Consider the following 21,476-nt stretch of genomic DNA (forward strand, 5'->3'; position numbering starts at 1 on the left):
GCGCTGCGCTCGCCCGCGGACCGCGCGGGGCCGGGCTCACCGCCCCCGTCGTCACCGATGCTCATGCAGCCCGCGGTCGCCATGACGGCCACGGCCGCCGCGGCCCACCGGACAGGAACGTACAACTGGCGCACGGCCGAGCACCTCCGAGGCGCTGAGAAGCGGGACGTCCTACCCAACTCCCTTGCCCCACAAGAGGACACGGACCGCGACGCCCGCGACCGTCAGCCGTACCCCAGGGCGTGCAGGCGCTCGTCGTCGATCCCGAAGTGATGTGCGACTTCGTGCACCACGGTGATCTCGGTCTCCGCGACCACGTCCTCCCGCGACTCGCACATACGCAGCGTCGGACCTCGGTAGATGGTGATCCGGTCGGGCAGCACTCCCGCGTACCACTCGCCCCGGTCCGTCAGCGGAGTCCCTTCGTAGAGCCCGAGCAGCTCGGGGTCGGCGGCGGGTGGTTCGTCCTCCACGAACACCGCCACGTTGTCCATCAACCGCGTCAACTCCGGCGGAATCCGGTCGAGCGCCTCGGCGACCAGTTCCTCGAACTCTTCCCGCGTCATCTCCAGCACACCCCCATTGTCAGCCACCGTCCCGCATAGCCACCCCTCCCCATGGGCATACGGGCCCAATGGCCCGCGACTTCCGTGCGCCCGCCGCTCTCGTACGCCACTACCGATCCCGCCACCCTCACCCGGTGGGCGAGCTCATCAGCCCTCCGCACCCGTACGGCCGCGCGGTGGGCCTCGTCACGGTCGTCCTGCTCGGCGCCTGGTTGGGCCTGCTCATCGTCGGCAGCGTGCACGCCCCCGTGGGCCCGATGGACACACGGATGACGCTGCGCCCCTCACTCACCGGCGGCACGAAGATCGACGTCTCCCCGCTCGGCGCCCTCGAACTGCGCTCGCACGTCGCCCCCATCCGCCTGGACGTGGACGTGGACCGCCTGGACCCGGTCCGCTCCCAGGCCCTGGTCGACCATCCCGAGCGGATCTCCGGCCTCCAGGACGAGGTCGCCAAGGACGTCGGGCACGGCACGCTCGACCTGGCCGCGCTCTCCTGCGCGCCCGTCGTCGGGGGCGCCACCGCACTGGGCCTCGGCGTCTACCGGCGCCCGCGCCGCGCCCTGGCGGCGGGCGGCCTGGCCCTGGCACTGCTCGCCGCTTCGGGCGCGGCGGCGTACGCGACGTGGAACCCGAAGTCGGTCCTGGAGCCGAAGTTCTCGGGCCTGCTCAGCAGCGCGCCGTCGGTGGTCGGCAACGCGCGCAGCATCGTGAGCGAATTCGACGTGTACCAGCAGGAGTTGGCGCGCCTGGTCACCAACGTGACGAAGCTGTACGACGTGACGTCGACGCTCCCCGCGTACTCGCCGGACCCGTCCACGATCCGCGTCCTGCACGTCTCGGACATCCACCTCAACCCGGCGAGCTGGAAGATCATCGCCTCGCTGGTCGAGCAGTACGACATCAACGCCATCGTCGACTCCGGCGACACGATGGACCACGGCAGCACCGCCGAGAACGCCTTCCTGGACCCGATCGAGGACCTGGGGGCTCCGTACGTGTGGGTCAGGGGCAACCACGACTCGGCCGCCACCCAGCGCTATCTGCGGGACATGAAGAACGTCCACGTCCTGGACGAGGGCGGGGCCGTGTCGGTCGCGGGGCTGCGGTTCGCCGGGACGGGCGATCCGCAGCACACCCCGGACCGCTCGGTGCGGGCGGAGGGCAAGCCCGTCGAGGAGATGGCGGGCATCGCCCTCGCCTCCGCCCTGCGCGACCAGCGGGCGGCCGGCACTCCCGTCGACATCGCCGTCGCGCACAACCCGGATGCCGCGCGCGAGACGGACGGCGAGGTGCCGCTCGTCCTCGCGGGCCATGTGCACCACCAGGAGATGGAGGTCATGGACGGCGGGACGCGGCTGCGCATCGAGGGGTCCACGGGCGGGAGCGGGCTGCGGGCGGTGGAGGGCAAGTACCCGGACCCGGTCGAGACGTCGGTCCTCTACCTGGACCGCGACACCCGCCGCCTCCAAGCCTGGGACGAGATCAAACTGGGTGGCCTCGGGCTGACGAAGGCGGAGGTCAGCCGCCATTTGCCGAAGGAGAACCAGCCCGGCGCGACCCCGTCGCCGCCCCCGCCGGCCCGCTCCCCGGGGAGCGGCTCCCCGGCCCCCCGATAACCGTTTTGGCGATAGCTCCCCGCATCCCATATGCTTCTCACGTCCCCGACGCGCTGCAAAGCGCCCAGGTGGGCCCTTAGCCCTCATCGTCTAGTGGCCCAGGACGCCGCCCTTTCAAGGCGGTAGCACGGGTTCGAATCCCGTTGGGGGCACGCAACACCTTGTGCGAGACTAGTGCTCGCACAACGCTTGGTCCTGTGGAGCAGTTTGGAGTGCTCGCCACCCTGTCAAGGTGGAGGCCGCGGGTTCAAATCCCGTCAGGACCGCTTGCGATTCCTTGAATCGCGTGGCTGGGTAGCTCAGTTGGTACGAGCGATCGCCTGAAAAGCGATAGGTCGCCGGTTCGATCCCGGCCCCAGCCACCTCTCCGAAGGCCCCGTCCAGGTGGACGGGGCCTTCGCCGTTCCCCAGGCGGGGGGCCTCCACACGAACAGGCCTTTCCCGCCCACCCGCCCGATTGCCCCGCGGTGCCAGGCGGGGTGGTCTGGGGAGGCGGCACCAGGGAAGATCGGCCCCCACGCACCCGCAGTCGGCAACGAGACGCGAGGGGACGTGCCGGTATGTCCGCCCGGAGCACGGTTCGCGGCGCTCCGGAGCCGAAGTAGCCCCGCGGCCACCGGACGATAGCGAGGACGGACATACCGGCGCGGCACCGTACCCACCCCGCGGAGCGACCCCGCACCGTTCAAGCCGCCGCCACCGCGTGCGCCGCAGGCTTCTCGCGGCCACCCGGATGCCGGTGCCGCCACACCCAGAACACCGCCGACGCCAGCACCGCCCAGCCCGCGAGGACCAGGAACGGGAACGCGTGCTGGTGGCCGCCGAAGTACACCGCCGTGTGCTGCGCGTTCACCGACGCCCCCGGCGGGAGCCAGCGCCCGATGTGGCCGAGCACCGAGGGGAGCAGCGGCCACGAGACCGCGCCGCCCGACGACGGGTTGCCGAGGAGCACCATCAGGCCCCACGTCGGGATCATCGCCCAGCGCCCGAACATCGTGTTGAACATCGTGAAGACCATCCCCGACGCGAACATCGTCAGCGCCAGGATCAGCCACGACTCGACGAACGGCATATCCACCGCCCCCAGCCACCAGTCCACCACCGCAGCGATCACGAACCCGCCGAGCAGCGCGTAGAGAACCGTGAAGGCGATCCGCTCCGCCGGGTTGAGCCCCCGCGCGTGCACGCTCAGCTGGATCGCCCCGACGAAGCCGATGATCACCGCCGCCAGCGAGATGTAGAAGATCGCAAGCCCCCGGGGATCGCCCTCCTGGAGGGGCTTGATGTCCTTCACCGTCACCGGCACCCCCACCTCCGCCCCCACCTTCGGCGCCGCCTCCGCCAGCACCTGCGCGACCGACGCCCCGGAGGCCCCCGAGACGTCGAACGTCACCTTGTCCCCCGGCTTGTCCCCCGACGCCACCGCGAGGATCGCGAAGACCTTCTGCTCCTCCACCCCGTTCCGCGCCGCGGCGACACTGTCGTAGTCGTGGACCTCCAGCGACGCGTTCAGCGCCTTCTCCATGCCGTCGAGGAACGCCTTGCCCCGCGTGGCCTCCTGCGCCCCGACCACCGCCGTGGGGATGCGGTGCGGGGTCGGGTTCGCCATGGAGTACGTGTACGAGCCCGCGAAGAGCCCCGCGGCCGCGGCCAGGATGAACACCAGCACGACCGCGGGCAGGAACGGCGACTCCTTGAAGGACGCCCACCGCTCACCCCGGGTGGGAGTCCTCCCGTGGACACCGTGCCGGTGCTCTTCATGGTCAGGCCGGTCGGGCTCCTGCTCAGACTGGTCAGGCTGGTCAGACATACGAATACGCTAAACCACCCATAACGGACTTACCCCTGCTCAGCCTCCACCGGCCCAGACCCAGATCCAGGCCCACGCCCCCGCCTCCGCCAGGCCCGCACCCCGAACCCCACCCCCACCAGCGCCACGACCCCGACCAGCAGCACCGAGTCCGGCACCGCCCGGCCCACGCCCCCGGCCCACCGCTCCACGGCGAACGAGTCGTCCACGTCGAGCAGACCCGGCAGCGCGGTGGTCCCGTCGTACACGAGGAAGAGCGCGCCAAGGGCCACGAAGAAGGCGCCCGACAGCAACGACGTCGTATGCAGCTCAAAACGCCCGACCCGGAAGGCACGCCCCCGCAGCCACCGCCGCCTCCCCAGGTCGAACCGCTCCCAGAGCAGCGCGAGGACGAACAGCGGCACGGCCATCCCCAACGCGTAGACAGCGAGCAGCAGCCCTCCGTAGACCGGGCTTCCGCTCACCGCCGCCACCGTCAGGACGCTCCCCAGGATCGGACCCGCGCAGAACCCCGCGAGCCCGTACACCGCCCCCAGCGCGTACACGGACACCGCAGTCGTCGGCCGGATACGGCCCGAAAGCTCGGCCATCTTCCGCGAGGCGAACCCCATCCCCACGACCTGCAGCACACCGAGCGCGATGATCAGCCACCCGGCGACGAGCACCAGCTGGTCCCGGTGCCCGAAGAAGAACCGCCCGGCGACCGAGCCCGCCGCGCCCAGCGGCACGAGGGTCGTCGCGAGACCGGCGTAGAAGATGCCGGTGCGCGCGAGCAGCCGTGAGGTCGAGTCGATCGAGTACGCGAAGAAGGCGGGCAGCAGCAGAGCACTGCATGGGCTCACGAGAGCCAGCAGCCCACCCAGGAACGCCGCGAAGTACCCCACATCGGCGGTCACTTCTTCCCGCCGTCCCCCGAAGCGGCAGCGGAAGCCGCCTGCTCGATCGCCTGGTCGAAGACCTCGTCCGGCTGCGCCCCGGAGATGGGCCGCCCGTTGACCAGGAAGGACGGAGTCGACGTGGCCCCCAGGCCGTACGCCTCCTCCTGGTCCTTCTTCACCGCGGCCTTGGCGGCGGCGCTGCCCGCGTCGTCCGAGAAGCGGCCGATGTCCTTGACCCCGGCCTCCTTCGCGAGCTCCTTCAGGCGGTCACCCCCGAACCCCTTCTCCTTGGAGCCCTCCGCGTACGCCGCCGCGTGGAACTGCCAGAAGCGGCCCTGCTTACCGGCGGCCCACGCGCCGCGCGCGGCGGACTCGGAGTCGGCGCCGAAGATCGGGAAGTTGCGCCACTCGATGCGCAGGGTGCCGTCCTTCACGTACTTCTTCACCAGGTCCGGCTCGGTGTCGCGGGCGAACTTGCCGCAATAGCCGCACTTGAAGTCGGCGTACTCGATGAGCACGACCGGTGCGTCCGCGCGCCCCTGGGCGAGCGGGTCCTTGGCGTCGCGCCGGGCGAGCTTGGCCAGTTCCGGGTAGACCCCGGCCTGCGGGTCGGCGGAGACGTCCGCGGCCGGCTCCTCCTTTGCGGTGACCGAGGAGGGCTCGTCGGGCCTGGTGGCGCTGTAGGAAGCGGCGCCGAGCAGCAGGGCGGCGAGGGCCACTCCGGCCCCGATGGCGATGTTCTTCTTGCTGGACGTGCTGGACGTGCTGGGCTTGCTGGACGCGCTGGGCTTGCCTGGCTTCTTGGGCATGGCTGTGCGTTTCTCCTGTTGCGTACGTCGATCAAGGGACCCCTGGCTGAGAGACAGGGGTCTCCTACACGCGCAGAACGGAGAGTTCTATCGGTGAGGGCGGCGCGAGCGCGGGTGGCGCGCGGCCCGGCGAGACAGAGAGAACAGCCTGGTCGGCGCCCCAGGAGCCGGTCGCCGCGTGGGCCTCGTACAGAGCGGGGAGAAGTTCATGTGCCGAACCGGGGCGCGGCGGCGACGCCGGACGGCCCCCGCTGTCCTGCTGGCTGCCCTTGCCGCAGCCGGGCACGCTGTCGGTCTCGTGAACGAAGGCCGTCGCCGCGGCTCGTGACTGCTGCGCCGAAGCGGTGGACGCCACGGCGGCGGGCCCGCAGAACGCCCCGAGCACGACGAGCAGCACCCCCAGCAAGGGGCACCACGACAGACGCGAGCGGGACGACATGCCCGGAATCGTACGTGCCCGGGGGCCCCGCCAGAGAAATCGGTTCGCCACCTCCGAGCGGCGGGTGAGATCCTGGACGCCGTATGTCTACGCAGCCTGCCCTCACCCTCGACACCCTCGCCCCACGCCTCTCCGAGCTGTCGCTGCGCGACGAGCACCGGATCGGACGCCGGCTCGAGGGTGCGCGCCGGATCCGCAAGCCCGATGCCCGAGCCGCCGTCCTCGCCGAGATCGCGACGGACGTCGACAAGGCATCGGCGCGGATGGCCGAGCGGGGCAGCCGTCTGCCCAAGATCACGTATCCGCCGGAACTCCCGGTCAGCCAGAAGAAGGACGACATCGCCGAGGCGATCCGCGACCACCAGGTCGTGATCGTCGCGGGCGAGACGGGCTCCGGCAAGACGACGCAGATCCCCAAGATCTGCATGGAGCTCGGCCGTGGCCTGCGGGGCATGATCGGCCATACGCAGCCCCGCCGTCTCGCGGCCCGCACGGTCGCCGAGCGCGTGGCCGACGAGCTGAACACGCCGCTCGGCGAGGCCGTCGGCTGGAAGGTCCGCTTCACGGACCAGGTGGGCGCCGACACGTACGTGAAGCTGATGACGGACGGCATCCTGCTGGCCGAGATCCAGACGGACCGCGAGCTGCGCGCGTACGACACGATCATCATCGACGAGGCCCACGAGCGGTCCCTCAACATCGACTTCCTGCTGGGCTACCTCGCCCAGCTCCTCCCCAAGCGCCCGGACCTGAAGGTCGTCATCACCTCGGCGACCATCGACCCGCAGCGGTTCTCCAGACACTTCGGGGACGCCCCGGTCGTCGAGGTCAGCGGCCGTACGTATCCGGTCGAGGTGCGTTATCGACCGCTCCTCGAAGAGGACGCCGAGTCCGCCGAAGGTGAAGAAGGGGACCGCGACCAGATCACCGCGATCACCGACGCCGTCGAGGAGCTCCAGGGCGAGGGCAAGGGCGACATCCTCGTCTTCCTCTCCGGGGAGCGCGAGATCCGGGACACGGCGGACGCGCTGAACAAGAAGAACTTCAGGTTCACGGAAGTCCTCCCCCTCTACGCCCGCCTCTCGCACGCCGAGCAGCACCGCGTCTTCCAGCGGCCCGGCGCGGGAACAGCCCGCAGGATCGTTCTCGCGACGAACGTCGCCGAGACCTCCCTGACCGTCCCCGGCATCAAGTACGTGATCGACCCGGGCACGGCCCGCATCTCCCGCTACAGCCACCGTACGAAGGTGCAGCGGCTGCCCATCGAGGCGATCAGCCAGGCCAGCGCCAACCAGCGCAAGGGCCGCTGCGGCCGTACGTCGGACGGCATCTGCATCCGCCTGTACAGCGAGGACGACTTCGTCGCACGGCCCGAGTTCACGGACGCGGAGATCCTGCGCACCAACCTCGCGTCGGTCATCCTCCAGATGACGGCGGCCGGTCTCGGCGACATCGAGAAGTTCCCCTTCATCGACCCGCCGGACCACCGCAACATCCGCGACGGTGTCCAGCTCCTCCAGGAACTGGGCGCGCTCGACCCGACGCAGAAGGACCCGAAGAAGCGCCTCACCCCGGAGGGCCGCAAGCTGGCCCAGCTGCCGGTGGACCCGCGCCTGGCCCGCATGGTCCTGGAGGCCGACAAGAACGGCTGCGTACGCGAGGTCATGGTGATCGCCGCCGCGCTCTCCATCCAGGACCCGCGCGAGCGCCCCGCCGAGAAGCAGACGCAGGCCGACCAGCAGCATGCGCGCTTCAAGGACGAGACCTCCGACTTCCTGGCCTTCCTCAACATGTGGCGGTACGTCCGCGAGCAGCAGAAGGAGCGAGGCTCGTCCTCGTTCCGCCGGATGTGCAAGTCGGAGTACCTGAACTTCCTGCGGATCCGCGAGTGGCAGGACATCTATACGCAGCTGCGTACGGTCGCCAAGCAGATGGGCATCCATCTGAACGAGGACGACGCCCCCGAGCAGCAGGTGCACATCTCCCTGCTCGCCGGGCTCCTCTCCCACATCGGGATGAAGGACGTGAAGGAGTCCAAGGACAGCGACCCGAAGCAGCGCGGCGGCCGTGGCGAGTATCTGGGCGCCCGCAACGCCAAGTTCGCGGTCTTCCCGGGCTCCGCGCTCTTCAAGAAGCCCCCGCGCTTCATCATGTCGGCCGAGCTCGTCGAGACCTCCCGCCTGTGGGCCCGGGTCAACGCGCGCATCGAGCCGGAGTGGGTCGAGCCCCTCGCCCAGCACCTCCTGAAGCGCACGTACAGCGAGCCGCACTGGGAGAAGGACCAGGCGGCGGTGATGGCGGTCGAGAAGGTCACCCTGTACGGCATCCCGCTCGTCACCGACCGCAAGGTGAACTACGGCCGCATCGACGCCGAGGTCTCCCGCGACCTGTTCATCCGCAACGCGCTCGTCGAGGGCGACTGGCGCACGCACCACAAGTTCTTCGCGGCCAACCGCAAGCTCCTCACCGAGGTCGAGGAGCTTGAGCACCGCGCGAGGCGCCGCGACATCCTCGTCGACGACGAGACGCTCTTCGACTTCTACGACCAGCGGGTGCCGGAAGACATCGTCTCCGGGGCGCACTTCGACTCCTGGTGGAAGAAGAAGCAGCGGGAAGAGCCCGAGCTGCTCGACTTCGAGCGGTCGATGCTGATCAACGAGCGCGCCGGCGACGTCTCGAAGGACGACTATCCCGACACGTGGCAGCAGGGCCCGCTCAAGTTCAAGGTGACGTACCAGTTCGAGCCGGGCGCGGACGCGGACGGCGTCACGGTCCACGTACCGCTCCAGGTCCTGAACCAGGTCACGGCGGACGGCTTCGACTGGCAGATCCCGGGCCTGCGCGAGGAGGTCGTGATCGAGCTGATCCGCTCCCTGCCCAAGCCGATCCGCCGGCACTACGTCCCGGCGCCCAATTACGCGACGGCGTTCCTGGAGCGGGCCGTGCCCCTCCAGGAGCCGCTGCACGTGACGCTGGCGCGGGAGCTGCAGCGGATGGTGGGCGTCCCCGTCTCGCCGGACGACTTCGACCTCACGCGCGTACCGGACCACCTGAAGATCACCTTCCGGATCACCGACGAGCGGCGCAAGAATCTCGCCGAGGACAAGGACCTGGAGGCGCTGAAGCTCCAGCTGCGCCCGAAGGCCCGCAAGGCCCTCTCCCAGGCGGCCGCCGCGACCGCCGAGCGCAGTGGCGGCGCGGCGGTGGAGCGGACGGGCCTCACGGACTGGTCCATCGGCACCCTCAGCCGTGTCTTCGAGACGCGTCGCGCGGGCCAGCCGGTGAAGGCGTATCCGGCGCTCGTGGACGACGGCTCCGCGGCGAACACCGTCTCCGTACGCCTCTTCGACACCGAGGCCGAGCAGCAGCAGGCGATGTGGAAGGGAACGCGCCGCCTCATTCTGCGCAACATCCCGGTGAATCCGGCCAAGTTCGCCTCGGACAAGCTGACCAACGCCCAGAAGATCGCCCTGTCCGCGAACCCGCACGGCTCCATCCAGGCGCTCTTCGCTGACTGCGCGATGGCGGCGGCCGACAAGCTGATCGGTGACTTCGGCGGCCCCGCCTGGGACGAGGAGTCGTACCGCAAGCTGTACGAGAAGGTGCGCGCCGAGATCGTCGACACGACGGTCCGCACGGTCGCCCAGGTCCAGCAGGTCCTCGCCGCCTGGCAGGCCTGCGAGCGCCGCCTGAAGTCGACGAAGAGCCCGACGCTCCTGGCCAACCTCACGGACGTACGGGCGCAGTTGGACGCCCTCGTCGGGCCCGGCTTCGTCACGGCCACGGGGATCCGCCGCCTGGCTGACCTGATGCGCTACATGGTGGCCGCCGACCGCCGGCTGCAGCAGATGCCGACGAACGTGCAGCGGGACACCTCGCGCATGGAGAAGGTCCACGAGATGCAGGACGAGTACGCCTGGCTCCTGGAACAGCTCCCGCAGGGCCGCCCCGTCCCCCAGGAGGTCCTGGACATCCGCTGGATGCTGGAGGAGCTGCGCGTCAGCTACTTCGCGCACGCGCTGGGCACGGCGTACCCGGTCTCGGACAAGCGGATCGTGAAGGCGATCGACGCGGTGGCCCCGTGAGGGTCCGCTCACGCAGAGCGAGTTCGACCAGTACCCGTGGGCTGCTGTAGAGTCTCGTCTCGCAGCGCAACGCAGCAAGAAGCGCCGCAAAGCAAGGTCCTGTGGAGCAGTTTGGAGTGCTCGCCACCCTGTCAAGGTGGAGGCCGCGGGTTCAAATCCCGTCAGGACCGCAGTAGAAGAGGGCCCGCATCCGGCAAGGATGCGGGCCCTCTTCGCGTACGCCGACAACGGGCCGTATCCCTTGTGTATACGGCCCGTTGTCGTTCCCGCACCTTGACTCCGTCACATTCCGCCGGTACCTAGACAACAGGGAACGGGGCGGGACCGCTCCCCAGCGGGAGGTGGCCCATGACGGCTTCGGCGGCGTCCGCACGACACGAGACACGCGCCCTGCTGCGCGCCCACCTCTCCGCGGCGACGAGCTATCGCCACCTGACCCGGCACTGCCCGATCTGCCACCGGCTCGAGCGGCTCGCCCTGGAGACCGCCCCAGCGGTCCAGAGCGGCTGCGAGAGCGGCCGCGAGCCGGGTGGGGACGAAAGTCCCTCGAACGCGTGACCAAAGCCGACCCGCGGCCCACCCCGGTGGTGGGAGGGTGAGGAGTAGGGCCTCGGGCGCGCGGCGCCAACTCCCCTGCACACCCCGGGATCCCCTCTAACTCAGAGACATCGCGGGCAACAAGGTTCACGGCATGTGACGGGTGTCACCGAACTAGTTTTGGAAACCCCTGAACTTACACCCGTCTTACAACAGGTCAATTTAATATGTGCAATTGCACCACCCCGCACAGCATCCACCCGGGCGCCACAAGGGTGGCGGAAGGGTGGCGCCACAGCCTCCCCGCAGTGCGGCCCCAGCACCCCTCAGAGACCAACAAGCCCGCCCACAGCGGCGCTCACCTGCATCTCCTGGGCGCACAAAAAAGATCGCGCTGGACCCGGCGGAGTCCAGCGCGATCGAAACGACTCACCCATGAAGCTCAGGAGTGGGACCCGTTGGGGCGGGACCCGCGTCGCGTGTAGCTAGAAGTCGGACGTTGCGGCCGGATTGGGGGACCCGACAGCGGTCGTACTTTTCGTCCTGGTACTGCGGTTATGCGGTAAATCAGGCCTCGCTGCGCTGCTGCGGGATACCCGCGAGCAGTGCGCGGACCTCAGCCTCGCGGTAACGGCGATGCCCGCCGAGCGTGCGAATCGACGTGAGCTTGCCTGCCTTGGCCCAGCGCGTCACCGTCTTCGGGTCGACGCGGAACATCGTGGCAACCTCAGCCGGGGTCAGCAGCGGCTCGGCATCAGGGGTGCGAGCGGTCATGAGCGGCCTCCTCGGAGAACCGAACCTTCTCGGTTCATTCCTCTAAATTCTGCACCTTGACCCGCGTTGCCCGAAATGGCGGACGCGAGTCGAGTCGGTTATAGGACGAACGGCTTGTCCTCGGCACTACAACTACACCATCCGTCCAGCCACGTCGGCCAAACCGATGGAATTGCCCTCCCAGGTGTCTATCAGCGACGGAAGCCGATGGACCATGCCATAGCGGACAGTCACGCCACAGTGACGATCAGTCACAGAGCGATCAGGAGTCAACAGACCCCCCATAGCGTGCAATGCTGAGTATTCCGCCCGTACATGGACGGAAGGAGCCCTCCCCGGGCTCCTTGTCCTATTTTGGCACGAGGGGGGGCGATGGGCGCAAGGGCCCAGTAAGTGCGGTCCGTCACGCTTGATACAAAAGCCCGGATCGGGACCTACGTCCCGTGTAGGCGCCACGTAGGGGTGACCTACGAACAGCGACCTACGAACGGCCCCGCTGACGATCAGTTCGAGAACTGACGGTCCCGGACCGCCTTCCATCGCTCCATGAGCCTCGCATACGCCTCGCCGGCACCCTCGCCGTCGCCGCTGCGCAGCGCCTCGATTCCTTCCGCCACGTCCGCCGCCGAGTGATCCTCGTCGAGCTGCTCCTCGGACAGCGCGTGCACGAGCCCGCCGTAGTCGAGCTCGACCAGTGAGCGCGGATGGAACTCCTCCAGCCACCGGCCCACGTCCATGAGCCCGTCGACGAGCGGTCCCTCGTCGATCGCGTCCCGCAGCGTCCTGAGCCCGCGGGCCACCCGGCGCCGCGCCTGCACCATCGGCGTGCGGTAGCGGAGAACGGGCGCGCAGGCCGCCGCCTCGCCCTCCTCGCTCCCCTTCTCGTACCCCTTCTCGAACTGACGCTCCTCGTCCGAGACGAGCACGAACCAGTTCAGCGGCACCTGCCACGTCGACGTACGGATCCAGGGGCGCGCGTCAGGGTTCCGGGCGAGCCACTGTTCGTAGTCCGCGGCCGTCTGGCGGCGCACCACCGGCGGCAGGACCGCGTCGAGGACCGGCGTCGGCAGCTGCCCCGGCAGCTCCCCCAGGGCCTGCCAGCCGCGCAGCCGGGTGCGCCAGGGGCAGACGCACACCACCCCGTCGGCCTCCACCACGAACGCGTCGCTGCTCTCGTGCACCGGTACGGGGACCGGTGGTGTGGGCAGCAAGTCGGCCAGGGAGCGCCTCAGTTCGTCCTGGTACGAGGGGCGGTCGGCGCGACGCGCGTAGCGCGCCCAGTGGCCGCGCTCGGGTTCCGGGAATGCGGCGAGCGGCTCATAGACCCGCAAGTAGGACGCGTACGGGACGACCAACGAAGACACCTTGGGCACGGCTGCTCCCTCCCCCGGGTACCGGCTGGAAAACACTGCAAATCGTGCCATGGCCGAACTCCGTCGTAGGCTTCGCTGCGCCGGGAGAGGGTGATCCTCGGCACTGCGCGACCACCGGGTTCTCACAGGCTCTAGTCTCATGCCCACCGGGCCCCGCCACCCGCACGGGCGCCCGCCCAACCGCCGCCACTTGACCGGGAGTCACCACAGTGACCGAAGCAGACAACGGCGTCCTGCACACCCTGTTCCACTCGGACCAGGGGGGCCATGAGCAAGTAGTGCTCTGCCAGGACCGGGCCAGCGGCCTCAAGGCCGTCATCGCCATCCACTCCACCGCCCTGGGCCCGGCCCTCGGCGGCACGCGCTTCTATCCGTACGCGAGCGAGGAAGCCGCCGTCGCCGACGCGCTGAACCTCGCACGCGGGATGTCGTACAAGAACGCCATGGCCGGTCTCGACCACGGCGGCGGCAAGGCCGTGATCATCGGGGACCCCGAGCAGATCAAGAGCGAGGAGCTGCTCCTCGCCTACGGCCGCTTCGTGGCCTCGCTCGGCGGCCGCTACGTGACGGCGTGCGACGTCGGTACGTACGTCGCCGACATGGACGTCGTCGCGCGCGAGTGCCGCTGGACGACCGGACGCTCCCCCGAGAACGGCGGCGCGGGCGACTCCTCCGTGCTCACCGCCTTCGGTGTCTTCCAGGGCATGCGCGCCTCGGCCCAGCACCTGTGGGGCGACCCGTCGCTGCGCGGCCGCAAGGTCGGCGTCGCGGGTGTCGGCAAGGTCGGCCACCACCTCGTCGAGCACCTCCTGGAGGACGGCGCCGAGGTCGTGATCACCGATGTGCGCGAGGAGTCCGTGCGCCGCGTCACGCACAAGCACCCCTCCGTGACCGCCGTCGCCGACACCGAGGCGCTGATCCGCTTCGAGGGCCTCGACGTGTACGCCCCCTGCGCGCTGGGCGGCGCCCTGAACGACGACTCCGTGCCGGTGCTCACCGCGAAGGTGGTCTGCGGCGCCGCCAACAACCAGCTCGAGCACCCCGGTGTGGAGAAGGACCTGGCCGACCGCAAGATCCTCTACGCGCCCGACTACGTGGTGAACGCCGGCGGCGTGATCCAGGTCGCCGACGAGCTGCACGGCTTCGACTTCGACCGGTGCAAGGCGAAGGCGTCAAAGATCTTCGACACCACTCTTGCCATATTCGCTCGTGCGAAGGAAGACGGCATTCCGCCGGCCGCCGCGGCCGACAGGATCGCCGAGCAGAGGATGGCGGAGGCCCGCCTCCGCTGACCCCGGAAGTGCCGTGAGAGGGCCCCGTCGACGTGCGCGAGAGACAAGACTCACCCCCGTCGGCGGGTCGCCCGACAAGAAGAGGTTAAAATCGCAGTTGACCAGCGAGGACGGGGCTCCTCGCGGGTTCTGCGCCGAGGCGCGTCCTGCGGGCGACGTACCGTATGGCCGCAGGAGCAGGTACCGTGGAAGCCCTACGGACCGGCCTCTCCACGGAGAGCCCGTTCCTGATCATGAACGCGTGTCAAGACTCTGGGGTCACCAAACCCCATATCCGAGGGGGTCGAGCCATGGGGCGCGGCCGGGCAAAGGCCAAGCAGACGAAGGTCGCCCGCCAGCTGAAGTACAGCAGCGGCGGGACTGACCTCTCGCGTCTGGCCAATGAGCTGGGCGCTTCGACTTCGCAACAGCCGCCGAATGGCGAGCCGTTCGAGGACGACGACGAGGAAGACGACCCGTACGCCCAGTACGCGGATCTGTATAACGACGACGAGGACGACGACTCTGCCGAAGAGTCCGGTCCCTCGTCGCAGCGCCGCGGCGCTTGACCTCGTTGCATTCGCAGCACTCGCAGTATTCGCAGTTCTCGTAGCAACTGCACTTCACCCGGTCCGGGGTGGTCACCACCCCGGACCGGGTTTTGTGCTGCTCCGAAGGCTGCCTCACCGGCCTACTTGGCGTAGTCGCCGATCAGTGCCGCGCCGTCCGTGTGGTCGCCGCGCTCGGTGATCTCACCGGCGATCCAGGCGTCCACGCCGCGGTCCGCGAGGGTCGCGAGGGCCGCGTCGGCGGACTCCTCGGGGACGATCGCCATCATGCCGACGCCCATGTTCAGCGTCTTCTCCAGCTCAAGGCGCTCGACCTGGCCCGCCTTGCCGACGACGTCGAAGACCGCGCCGGGCGTCCAGGTCTCGCGGTCGACGATCGCGTGCAGGCCGTCCGGGATGACCCGGCCCAGGTTGGCCGCGAGGCCGCCGCCCGTGATGTGGCTGAAGGCGTGGACGTCCGTGGTGCGGGTGAGCGCCAGGCAGTCCAGGGAGTAGATCTTGGTGGGCTCCAGGAGCTCCTCGCCGAGCGTGCGGCCGAACTCCTCGACCTGGCGGTCCAGGGACCAGCCCGCGCGGTCGAAGACCACGTGCCGGACGAGCGAGTACCCGTTCGAGTGAAGACCGGAGGCCGCCATCGCGATGACCGCGTCACCCTTACGGATGCGATCGGGGCCAAGGACACGGTCGGCCTCGACCGCGCCCGTGCCGGCGCCCGCTACGTCGAAGTCGTCCGGGCCGAGCAGACCCGGGTGCTCGGCCGTCTCGCCGCCGATGAGGGCGCAGCCCGCGAGCACACAGCCCTCGGCGATGCCCTTCACGATGGCCGCGACACGCTCGGGGTGGACCTTGCCGACGCAGATGTAGTCGGTCATGAAGAGCGGCTCGGCGCCGCACACCACGATGTCGTCCATGACCATCGCCACGAGGTCGTGCCCGATGGTGTCGTAGACGCCGAGCTGGCGGGCGAGGTCGACCTTCGTGCCGACACCGTCGGTGGCGGAGGCGAGCAGGGGGCGCTCGAAGCGCTTGAGGGCGGAGGCGTCGAAGAGTCCGGCGAAGCCGCCGATGCCGCCGAGGACCTCGGGGCGCTTCGTCTTCTTCACCCACTCCTTCATCAGCTCGACGGCGCGGTCGCCCGCTTCAATGTCGACGCCCGCGGAGGCGTAGCTGGCACCGGTGGTCTCAGGCATGGTGATTGAGAGCTTTCGTGTCGTTACTACGGGTGGCTTACGGGCGACGGATCGCGTCGGCCGCAGCAGTGGACGCCGGACCGGCGGCCAGCTCCGTCTCCAGGAGCTGCTTGCCGAGCAGCTCGGGGTCGGGGAGGTCCATCGGGTACACGCCGTCGAAGCAGGCGCGGCAGAGGTTCGGCTTGTCGATGGTCGTGGCCTCGATCATGCCGTCGATGGAGATGTACGAGAGCGAGTCGGCGCCCATGGACTTGGCGATCTCGTCGATCGTCATGCCGTTGGCGATGAGCTCGGCGCGGGTCGCGAAGTCGATGCCGAAGAAGCAGGGCCACTTCACGGGCGGCGATGAGATCCGGATGTGGATCTCGGCCGCCCCGGCCTCGCGGAGCATCTTGACCAGGGCGCGCTGGGTGTTGCCGCGCACGATCGAGTCGTCGACGACGACAAGACGCTTGCCCTTGATGACTTCCTTGAGGGGGTTCAGCTTGAGACGGATGCCGAGCTGGCGGATCGTCTGCGAGGGCTGGATGAAGGTCCGGCCGACGTAGGCGTTCTTGACCAGACCGACGCCGAAGGGGATGCCGGAGGCTTCCGCGTATCCGACCGCGGCGGGCGTTCCGGACTCCGGGGTCGCTATGACGAGGTCGGCGTCGGCCGGAGCCTCCTCGGCGAGTTTCCGGCCCATCTCGACGCGCGAGAGGTAGACGTTCCGGCCCGCGATGTCGGTGTCGGGGCGCGCCAGATAGACGTACTCGAAGACACAGCCCTTGGGCTTCGCTTCAGCGAATCGGGACGTTCGCAGTCCGTTCTCGTCGATCGCGATGAACTCGCCGGGCTCGACCTCGCGGACGAAGGTGGCGCCGCAGATGTCGAGCGCCGCGGACTCCGACGCGACGACCCAGCCACGCTCGAGGCGGCCGAGGACCAGCGGGCGGATGCCCTGCGGGTCACGCGCGGCGTACAGCGTGTGCTCGTCCATGAAGACGAGGGAGAAGGCGCCCTGAACGTCCGGGAGGATCTTCATGGCGGCGTCTTCGATGGTCAGCGGCTTGCCGTCGTCGTCCACCTGGCCCGCGAGGAGAGCCGTCACCAGATCGGTGTCGTTGGTCGCGGCGACCTGGGTCGCGCGACCGTCCTCCTTGGGCAGGGCGGCGACCATCTCGGCCAGCTGGGCCGTGTTGACGAGGTTGCCGTTGTGCCCGAGCGCGATGGAGCCGTGCGCGGTGGCACGGAACGTCGGCTGGGCGTTCTCCCAGACGGAGGCGCCAGTGGTCGAGTAGCGGGCGTGACCGACCGCGATATGACCCCGGAGCGAGCTGAGGGAGGTTTCGTCGAAGACCTGGGAAACGAGCCCCATGTCCTTGAAGACAAGGATCTGGGAGCCGTTGCTCACCGCGATTCCCGCGGATTCCTGGCCTCGATGCTGGAGGGCGTACAGCCCGAAGTAAGTGAGCTTGGCGACCTCTTCACCCGGAGCCCAGACACCGAAGACGCCGCAAGCGTCCTGGGGGCCTTTCTCGCCGGGGAGCAGATCATGATTGAGTCGACCGTCACCACGTGGCACAACACCGAGTGTAGGCGAGATCGACCACTGGTCCGAATTGGGGATACGGGCCCCGCACGGAGCGTGATGACACCGCCGGGACGTACGGGGAGTGCTACACCCTTGTGAACAGGTGAGCGAGAGCGTTGACGGGGGCGGGTGGGTCCCGTGAAGCTCCTGGTCCATGCCCCCGCAGCCCCTCGGTGACCCGTCGGTCACCCTCGTGGAGCGCCGCCACGTCGACCTGGTCCGTGTCGCGAGCGCCATCTGTCGCAGCGCTGCCTGAGCTCACCCTCCGTTCGCTTTTTTCTCGACTCCGGGTACGTGCCCCCTGCCGCGCCGTGCCCTTTTCAGGAGCGCAGCCATGTCAGCGACGTCCTCGTACCACCAGTCCGCCCTGTCCCGACGCGCCTTCGGGGGCGCCGTGGGAGCCGGTGCCGCCGCCGCGGTGGGGCTGCCCGCCGCCGCCGAGGCCCACGAGCGGCCCTTCCGTGCGGACCCGCGCAGAAGCGGTCGGCGGCCCAACATCCTCTTCATCCTCGGCGACGACCTCGGCTGGGCCGACCTCTCCTCCTACGGGTCGCCGCACATCAAGACCCCCAACCTGGACCGCCTCGCGCGCCAGGGCGTGCGGTTCACCGACGCCTACTCCGGGTCCGCGACCTGCTCGCCGACCCGCTTCAGCCTCTACACCGGGCGCTTCCCGGGGCGTACGAAGGGCGGGCTCGCGGAGCCGATCGCGGACAAGTCCGTGGGCCTGGAGCCGACGCATCCCACGCTGGCCTCGCTGCTGCGGGACGCCGGGTACGCGACCGCGCTGATCGGCAAGTGGCACTGCGGGTACCTGCCCGACTACTCCCCCACCCGGTCGGGCTGGGACGAGTTCTTCGGGAACTTCGGCGGCGCCCTGGAGTACTACTCGAAGCTGGGGCTCGGTGGCGAGTACGACCTCTACGAGGGTGACGCCGAGTACAAGGACCTGCGGTACTACACGCGCATCCTGACCGAGCGCGCGAGCGAGTACGTCCGGCGGGACCACGGGGACAAGCCGTGGCTGCTCAACCTGAACTTCACCACCCCGCACTGGCCGTGGATCGCCGACGGGGACACGGAGGAGAGCGCCGAGATCGTACGGAGGATCAAGGCGGGCGAGAAGGGCGCGCTCTGGCACCAGGACGGTGGCTCCGTCGAGAAGTACACGGAGATGGTGCAGGACCTGGACCGGTCGGTCGGTGAGGTTCTGAAGGCCCTGAAGAAGTCCGGGCATGAGCGGGACACCCTGGTCTTCTTCGCCTCCGACAACGGCGGTGAGCGCTTCTCGTACAACTGGCCCCTGTCGGGCAACAAGGCCTCGCTCCAGGAGGGCGGCATCCGTGTGCCGACCATCGTGCGCTGGCCCGCGCGGCTGGCGGGCGGGCAGGTCAGCCACGAGCCCGTCTTCACCCCGGACTGGACGGCGACGCTGCTCGACATCGGCGGGGCCAGGCCCGACCCCGCGTACAAGCTGGACGGGACCAGCCTCGCGCCCTATCTCCTCAAGGGCGAGGAGCTGCTCGCGGAGCGTGAGCTGTTCTGGCGGGTGCGTGGGGAGCGGGCGCTGCGGCGCGGGGAGTGGAAGTACTACCGGGGCAAGGGCGGCAAGGACCAGCTCTTCAACCTCGCGGCGGATCAGCGGGAGCAGGCCGACCGGGCCGCCGACGAGCCGAAGCTCCTCGCCGAGCTGAAGGCGGCCTGGGACAAGACCGACGCGGAGCTGCTGCCGTACCCCGCTGCCTGAACTGAGCCTCCTCCCTGAACTGGCTCTCCTCCCTGAACTGAGCCTTAAGCGCGGCCTAAGAAGCCTTCCCGGGGGTTCGCGCGGGCCGATGTGATCGCTAGCGTGCCTCGCGCGCGCCCAAGTTGATCTACAGGTCCCGCGCGAACCCCCACTCGGAAGGTCCCCCATGAAGCCGTCCCCGCGCCTCTGCCTCATACCGGCCGCCGTGGCCGCCGTCCTGACCGCCGCCGCGCCCGCGCCCGCCGCCGACGAGCCGGAGCGGCGCGTCCAGGTCGTCATGGTGAACTTCACGGACAGCCGGATCCCGGACGCGGGCAAGCTCGAAACCGCCCTGAAGGACAACTACTTCGGCGCCACCGGCTCCCTCACCTCGTACTACAACGAGGTCACCGGCGGTGCGACCACCTTCAAGGCCGCCGAGGGCGACGGCGTCACCGGTCCCGTCGACATCGATCTCGCGGCCACCGGCTGCGACACCGGCAAGATCAACGACCTGACGCGGAAGGCCCTTGCCGCGAAGGGTGTCCCCGAGGACAGCTACGACCATCTGTCGCTCGTCTTCCCCTCGGAGAAGGCCGGCTGCGACTGGCTCGCGCTCGGCACGGTCGGCGGCGGCACCACCTGGATGCCCGTCGGCGCCGACGGCAAGATGTCGATGACGGCCCTGGTCCACGAGTTCGGCCACAACTTCGGCTACAGCCACCACATGCGGCTTCGCTGCCCCGACGGCGATCTCGGCGCGGGCTGCGAGGAGGACGGCACCAGCCACAAGACCCCGATGGGCGGCGGCGGTTGGGAGGCAGGGCTCACCTCGCCCGAGCTCCTCCACAACAAGTGGCTGACGGGCGGCGAGGTCGCGAAGGCCGACAAGTCGGCGACCTACACGCTGCGTCCGCTGTACGGGAAGAGCAGCGGTGTCCGCGCGCTCGACATTCCGCTGGGCGACGACCGCCTCGTCGTGGAGCTGCGGCACGAATCCGGCACCGTCGACGGCGAGATCCAGGGCGTGCACGCCTACCGGGTGCCGGACGGGGACTACACGAAGTCGGCGCTCATCGACCCGACCCCGGACGCCGACGAGTCCACCGGCGGCGACGCCCCGGCCGACGCGGACGCGCTCAAGGCAGGGGCGAAGCTGACGGACAAGGCCCGCAAGGTCGAGGTCGAGGTGGTGAAGGCGGGGGCGGAAGCGGCGACGGTGCAGGTGAGCCTGGACGGGGTGGCGGCGCCTGCGGAGCCCGCGAAGAGCGAGCCCGCCGCCAACGACGCACGCCCCGAAGGCGGTTCAACCGAACTCGCCGAGACCGGCGGCGACTCCGACACCACGCTCGCCTACTCCATCGGCGGCGGCCTGCTGCTCGCCCTCGGCGGCGCGTTCCTGCTGAAGTCCCGTACCAGCGCTACTTCTTCTGGTCGGCGTTCGCGCTGACGACCGTGCCGTCGGCCGCGGTGAGCGAGAGCCCGCCGTGGCTCAGCCGGTAGCTCACCTTGCCGTCAAAGAGCTTGAGGAGCTTCTTCTCGGTCTCCGCCTCGGCTCCCTGGCACATCATCCGGGTGCTCCGGGGAGCGCCGAGGGTGATGGTGCCGTCCTGCACATCGGCCTTGGCCGAGACGTTGTTGCAGCCGAGCTTGCCGCGGACCGTGCCGTCCTTGTCGAAGGTCAGATGGGCCTTGCCTGCCACTTCCTTCGGCAGGGAGGCCATGGCCTTGCCGTCGCCGATGGCGTTCACGTTCCACTTCGTGCCCGTCAGCGGGGCGTCCGGCTCCGATGTGAGGGCCACGCGGTCTCCCTTGTCGGTGGTGAGCGTCAGCTTGTCGCCGTCGACCGCGGCCTTCAGCTCGCCCTTGCCGATGGCGCCCTTGAAGACGTCCTCGAAGTCCAGTTTGTCGCAGGCCCTCTTGGTGGAGATGGCGTTGGCGAAGTCGACGCTGTCGCCGTCCATCGACACGTCCGCGGAGAAGCCGTTGCAGCCGTAGTTGCCCTCGGCCTTCCCCTTGTCGCCGATCTTGACGTAGGCGTCGGCCGGGGCCTGCTGTTTCTTGCCGTTCACCGTGACGCTCTCGACGCTCCAGTGGACGCCGGTGAGGCGCGGCTCGGACCCGACGGACCCGCTGCCTGAGCCGGTCTCGGTGCCGCACGCGGTGAGCACGCCCGCGGCGGCCAGGGCCATGACGGTCGGAGTCAGTCGTTGCTTCTGCATGCCGCTGTGACGGGACAAGTGGGGGTTCTGGTTCC

General features: G+C 69.4%; 18 protein-coding genes and 4 tRNA genes. 12 read left to right on the forward strand and 10 right to left on the reverse strand.

All coding sequences use genetic code 11. From position 1 onward, the window contains the following. Positions 1-224 precede the first annotated feature (224 nt). Positions 225-575, reverse strand: coding sequence for a metallopeptidase family protein (locus ABD378_RS19300; protein ID WP_344522166.1), 351 nt, complete (start codon positions 573-575; stop codon positions 225-227). 59 nt (positions 576-634) lie between these two features. On the opposite strand from ABD378_RS19300, the gene ABD378_RS19305 reads away from it, so the two are divergent. The 4 genes from ABD378_RS19305 (at position 635) to ABD378_RS19320 (ending at position 2,547) form a co-directional block, all read left to right on the forward strand. After that, a complete protein-coding gene (locus tag ABD378_RS19305; RefSeq protein WP_344522167.1) occupies positions 635-2,185 on the forward strand; it encodes a metallophosphoesterase family protein in 1,551 nt (516 codons plus the stop codon). Positions 2,186-2,264: 79 nt separating this feature from the next. Continuing rightward, positions 2,265-2,337 (forward strand) — tRNA-Glu (locus tag ABD378_RS19310). A 39-nt stretch (positions 2,338-2,376) separates the two neighbouring features. After that, positions 2,377-2,451 (forward strand) — tRNA-Asp (locus ABD378_RS19315). Positions 2,452-2,473: 22 nt separating this feature from the next. Next, positions 2,474-2,547 (forward strand) — tRNA-Phe (locus ABD378_RS19320). Between the two features lie 323 nt (positions 2,548-2,870). On the opposite strand, the gene ABD378_RS19325 is transcribed toward ABD378_RS19320, so the two are convergent. From ABD378_RS19325 to ABD378_RS19340, 4 genes are all read right to left on the reverse strand, one after another. Next, positions 2,871-3,995 carry an ABC-2 transporter permease gene (locus ABD378_RS19325; RefSeq protein WP_344522168.1) on the reverse strand — a complete coding sequence of 375 codons (1,125 nt, stop codon included), beginning with the start codon at positions 3,993-3,995 and terminating at the stop codon, positions 2,871-2,873. Positions 3,996-4,024: 29 nt separating this feature from the next. Next, complete coding sequence (locus ABD378_RS19330) at positions 4,025-4,891, reverse strand: cytochrome c biogenesis CcdA family protein (RefSeq protein WP_344522169.1); 867 nt, start codon at positions 4,889-4,891, stop codon at positions 4,025-4,027. After that, entirely contained in the window at positions 4,888-5,682 is a 795-nt protein-coding gene (locus tag ABD378_RS19335) for a DsbA family protein (RefSeq protein WP_344522170.1), read from the reverse strand. The genes ABD378_RS19330 and ABD378_RS19335 overlap by 4 nt, the downstream gene beginning before the upstream one ends. Positions 5,683-5,746: 64 nt before the next feature. Beyond that, positions 5,747-6,121, reverse strand: coding sequence for a hypothetical protein (locus tag ABD378_RS19340; protein ID WP_344522171.1), 375 nt, complete (start codon positions 6,119-6,121; stop codon positions 5,747-5,749). A gap of 83 nt (positions 6,122-6,204) precedes the next feature. Here ABD378_RS19340 and hrpA point away from each other — a divergent pair, with 83 nt between their 5' ends. The 3 genes from hrpA (at position 6,205) to ABD378_RS19355 (ending at position 10,764) form a co-directional block, all read left to right on the forward strand. Continuing rightward, positions 6,205-10,206 (forward strand): ATP-dependent RNA helicase HrpA, encoded by a 4,002-nt coding sequence (gene hrpA / locus ABD378_RS19345; protein ID WP_344522172.1) that lies wholly within the window; start codon positions 6,205-6,207, stop codon positions 10,204-10,206. 95 nt (positions 10,207-10,301) lie between these two features. Continuing rightward, a tRNA-Asp gene (locus ABD378_RS19350) sits at positions 10,302-10,376 on the forward strand. A gap of 178 nt (positions 10,377-10,554) precedes the next feature. Beyond that, complete coding sequence (locus ABD378_RS19355; RefSeq protein ID WP_344522173.1) at positions 10,555-10,764, forward strand: DUF6274 family protein; 210 nt, start codon at positions 10,555-10,557, stop codon at positions 10,762-10,764. Positions 10,765-11,310: 546 nt separating this feature from the next. On the opposite strand, the gene bldC is transcribed toward ABD378_RS19355, so the two are convergent. Both bldC and ABD378_RS19365 read right to left on the reverse strand, forming a co-directional pair. Then, a complete protein-coding gene (gene bldC, locus ABD378_RS19360; protein WP_003949541.1) occupies positions 11,311-11,517 on the reverse strand; it encodes a developmental transcriptional regulator BldC in 207 nt (68 codons plus the stop codon). A 503-nt stretch (positions 11,518-12,020) separates the two neighbouring features. Next, positions 12,021-12,890 carry a DUF8083 family protein gene (locus tag ABD378_RS19365; protein ID WP_344522174.1) on the reverse strand — a complete coding sequence of 290 codons (870 nt, stop codon included), beginning with the start codon at positions 12,888-12,890 and terminating at the stop codon, positions 12,021-12,023. 209 nt (positions 12,891-13,099) lie between these two features. Between ABD378_RS19365 and ABD378_RS19370 the strand changes: the two genes are divergently transcribed. Then, positions 13,100-14,182 (forward strand): Leu/Phe/Val dehydrogenase, encoded by a 1,083-nt coding sequence (locus tag ABD378_RS19370; protein ID WP_344522175.1) that lies wholly within the window; start codon positions 13,100-13,102, stop codon positions 14,180-14,182. A 290-nt stretch (positions 14,183-14,472) separates the two neighbouring features. Next, positions 14,473-14,730, forward strand: a complete 258-nt coding sequence (locus tag ABD378_RS19375; RefSeq protein WP_344522176.1) for a DUF3073 domain-containing protein — start codon at positions 14,473-14,475, stop codon at positions 14,728-14,730. Between the two features lie 122 nt (positions 14,731-14,852). Here ABD378_RS19375 and purM read toward each other — a convergent pair whose 3' ends face one another. Beyond that, a complete protein-coding gene (gene purM, locus ABD378_RS19380; protein WP_344522177.1) occupies positions 14,853-15,920 on the reverse strand; it encodes a phosphoribosylformylglycinamidine cyclo-ligase in 1,068 nt (355 codons plus the stop codon). A 37-nt stretch (positions 15,921-15,957) separates the two neighbouring features. Next, complete coding sequence (gene purF, locus ABD378_RS19385; protein ID WP_344522178.1) at positions 15,958-17,484, reverse strand: amidophosphoribosyltransferase; 1,527 nt, start codon at positions 17,482-17,484, stop codon at positions 15,958-15,960. A 163-nt stretch (positions 17,485-17,647) separates the two neighbouring features. Here purF and ABD378_RS19390 point away from each other — a divergent pair, with 163 nt between their 5' ends. The 3 genes from ABD378_RS19390 (at position 17,648) to ABD378_RS19400 (ending at position 20,669) form a co-directional block, all read left to right on the forward strand. Beyond that, on the forward strand, positions 17,648-17,749 hold the full coding sequence (locus ABD378_RS19390; RefSeq protein ID WP_344522179.1) for a putative leader peptide: 102 nt from the start codon (positions 17,648-17,650) through the stop codon (positions 17,747-17,749). A 78-nt stretch (positions 17,750-17,827) separates the two neighbouring features. After that, positions 17,828-19,240, forward strand: a complete 1,413-nt coding sequence (locus ABD378_RS19395) for a sulfatase family protein (RefSeq protein WP_344522180.1) — start codon at positions 17,828-17,830, stop codon at positions 19,238-19,240. A 166-nt stretch (positions 19,241-19,406) separates the two neighbouring features. Further along, positions 19,407-20,669, forward strand: a complete 1,263-nt coding sequence (locus tag ABD378_RS19400) for an LPXTG cell wall anchor domain-containing protein (protein WP_344522181.1) — start codon at positions 19,407-19,409, stop codon at positions 20,667-20,669. Here ABD378_RS19400 and ABD378_RS19405 read toward each other — a convergent pair. Further along, positions 20,641-21,441 carry an META domain-containing protein gene (locus ABD378_RS19405; protein ID WP_344522182.1) on the reverse strand — a complete coding sequence of 267 codons (801 nt, stop codon included), beginning with the start codon at positions 21,439-21,441 and terminating at the stop codon, positions 20,641-20,643. The two genes, ABD378_RS19400 and ABD378_RS19405, sit on opposite strands and share 29 nt — an antisense overlap. Positions 21,442-21,476: the final 35 nt, after the last annotated feature.

The organism is Streptomyces rectiviolaceus (assembly GCF_039533825.1).
Taxonomy (GTDB): Bacteria; Actinomycetota; Actinomycetes; order Streptomycetales; family Streptomycetaceae; genus Streptomyces; species Streptomyces rectiviolaceus.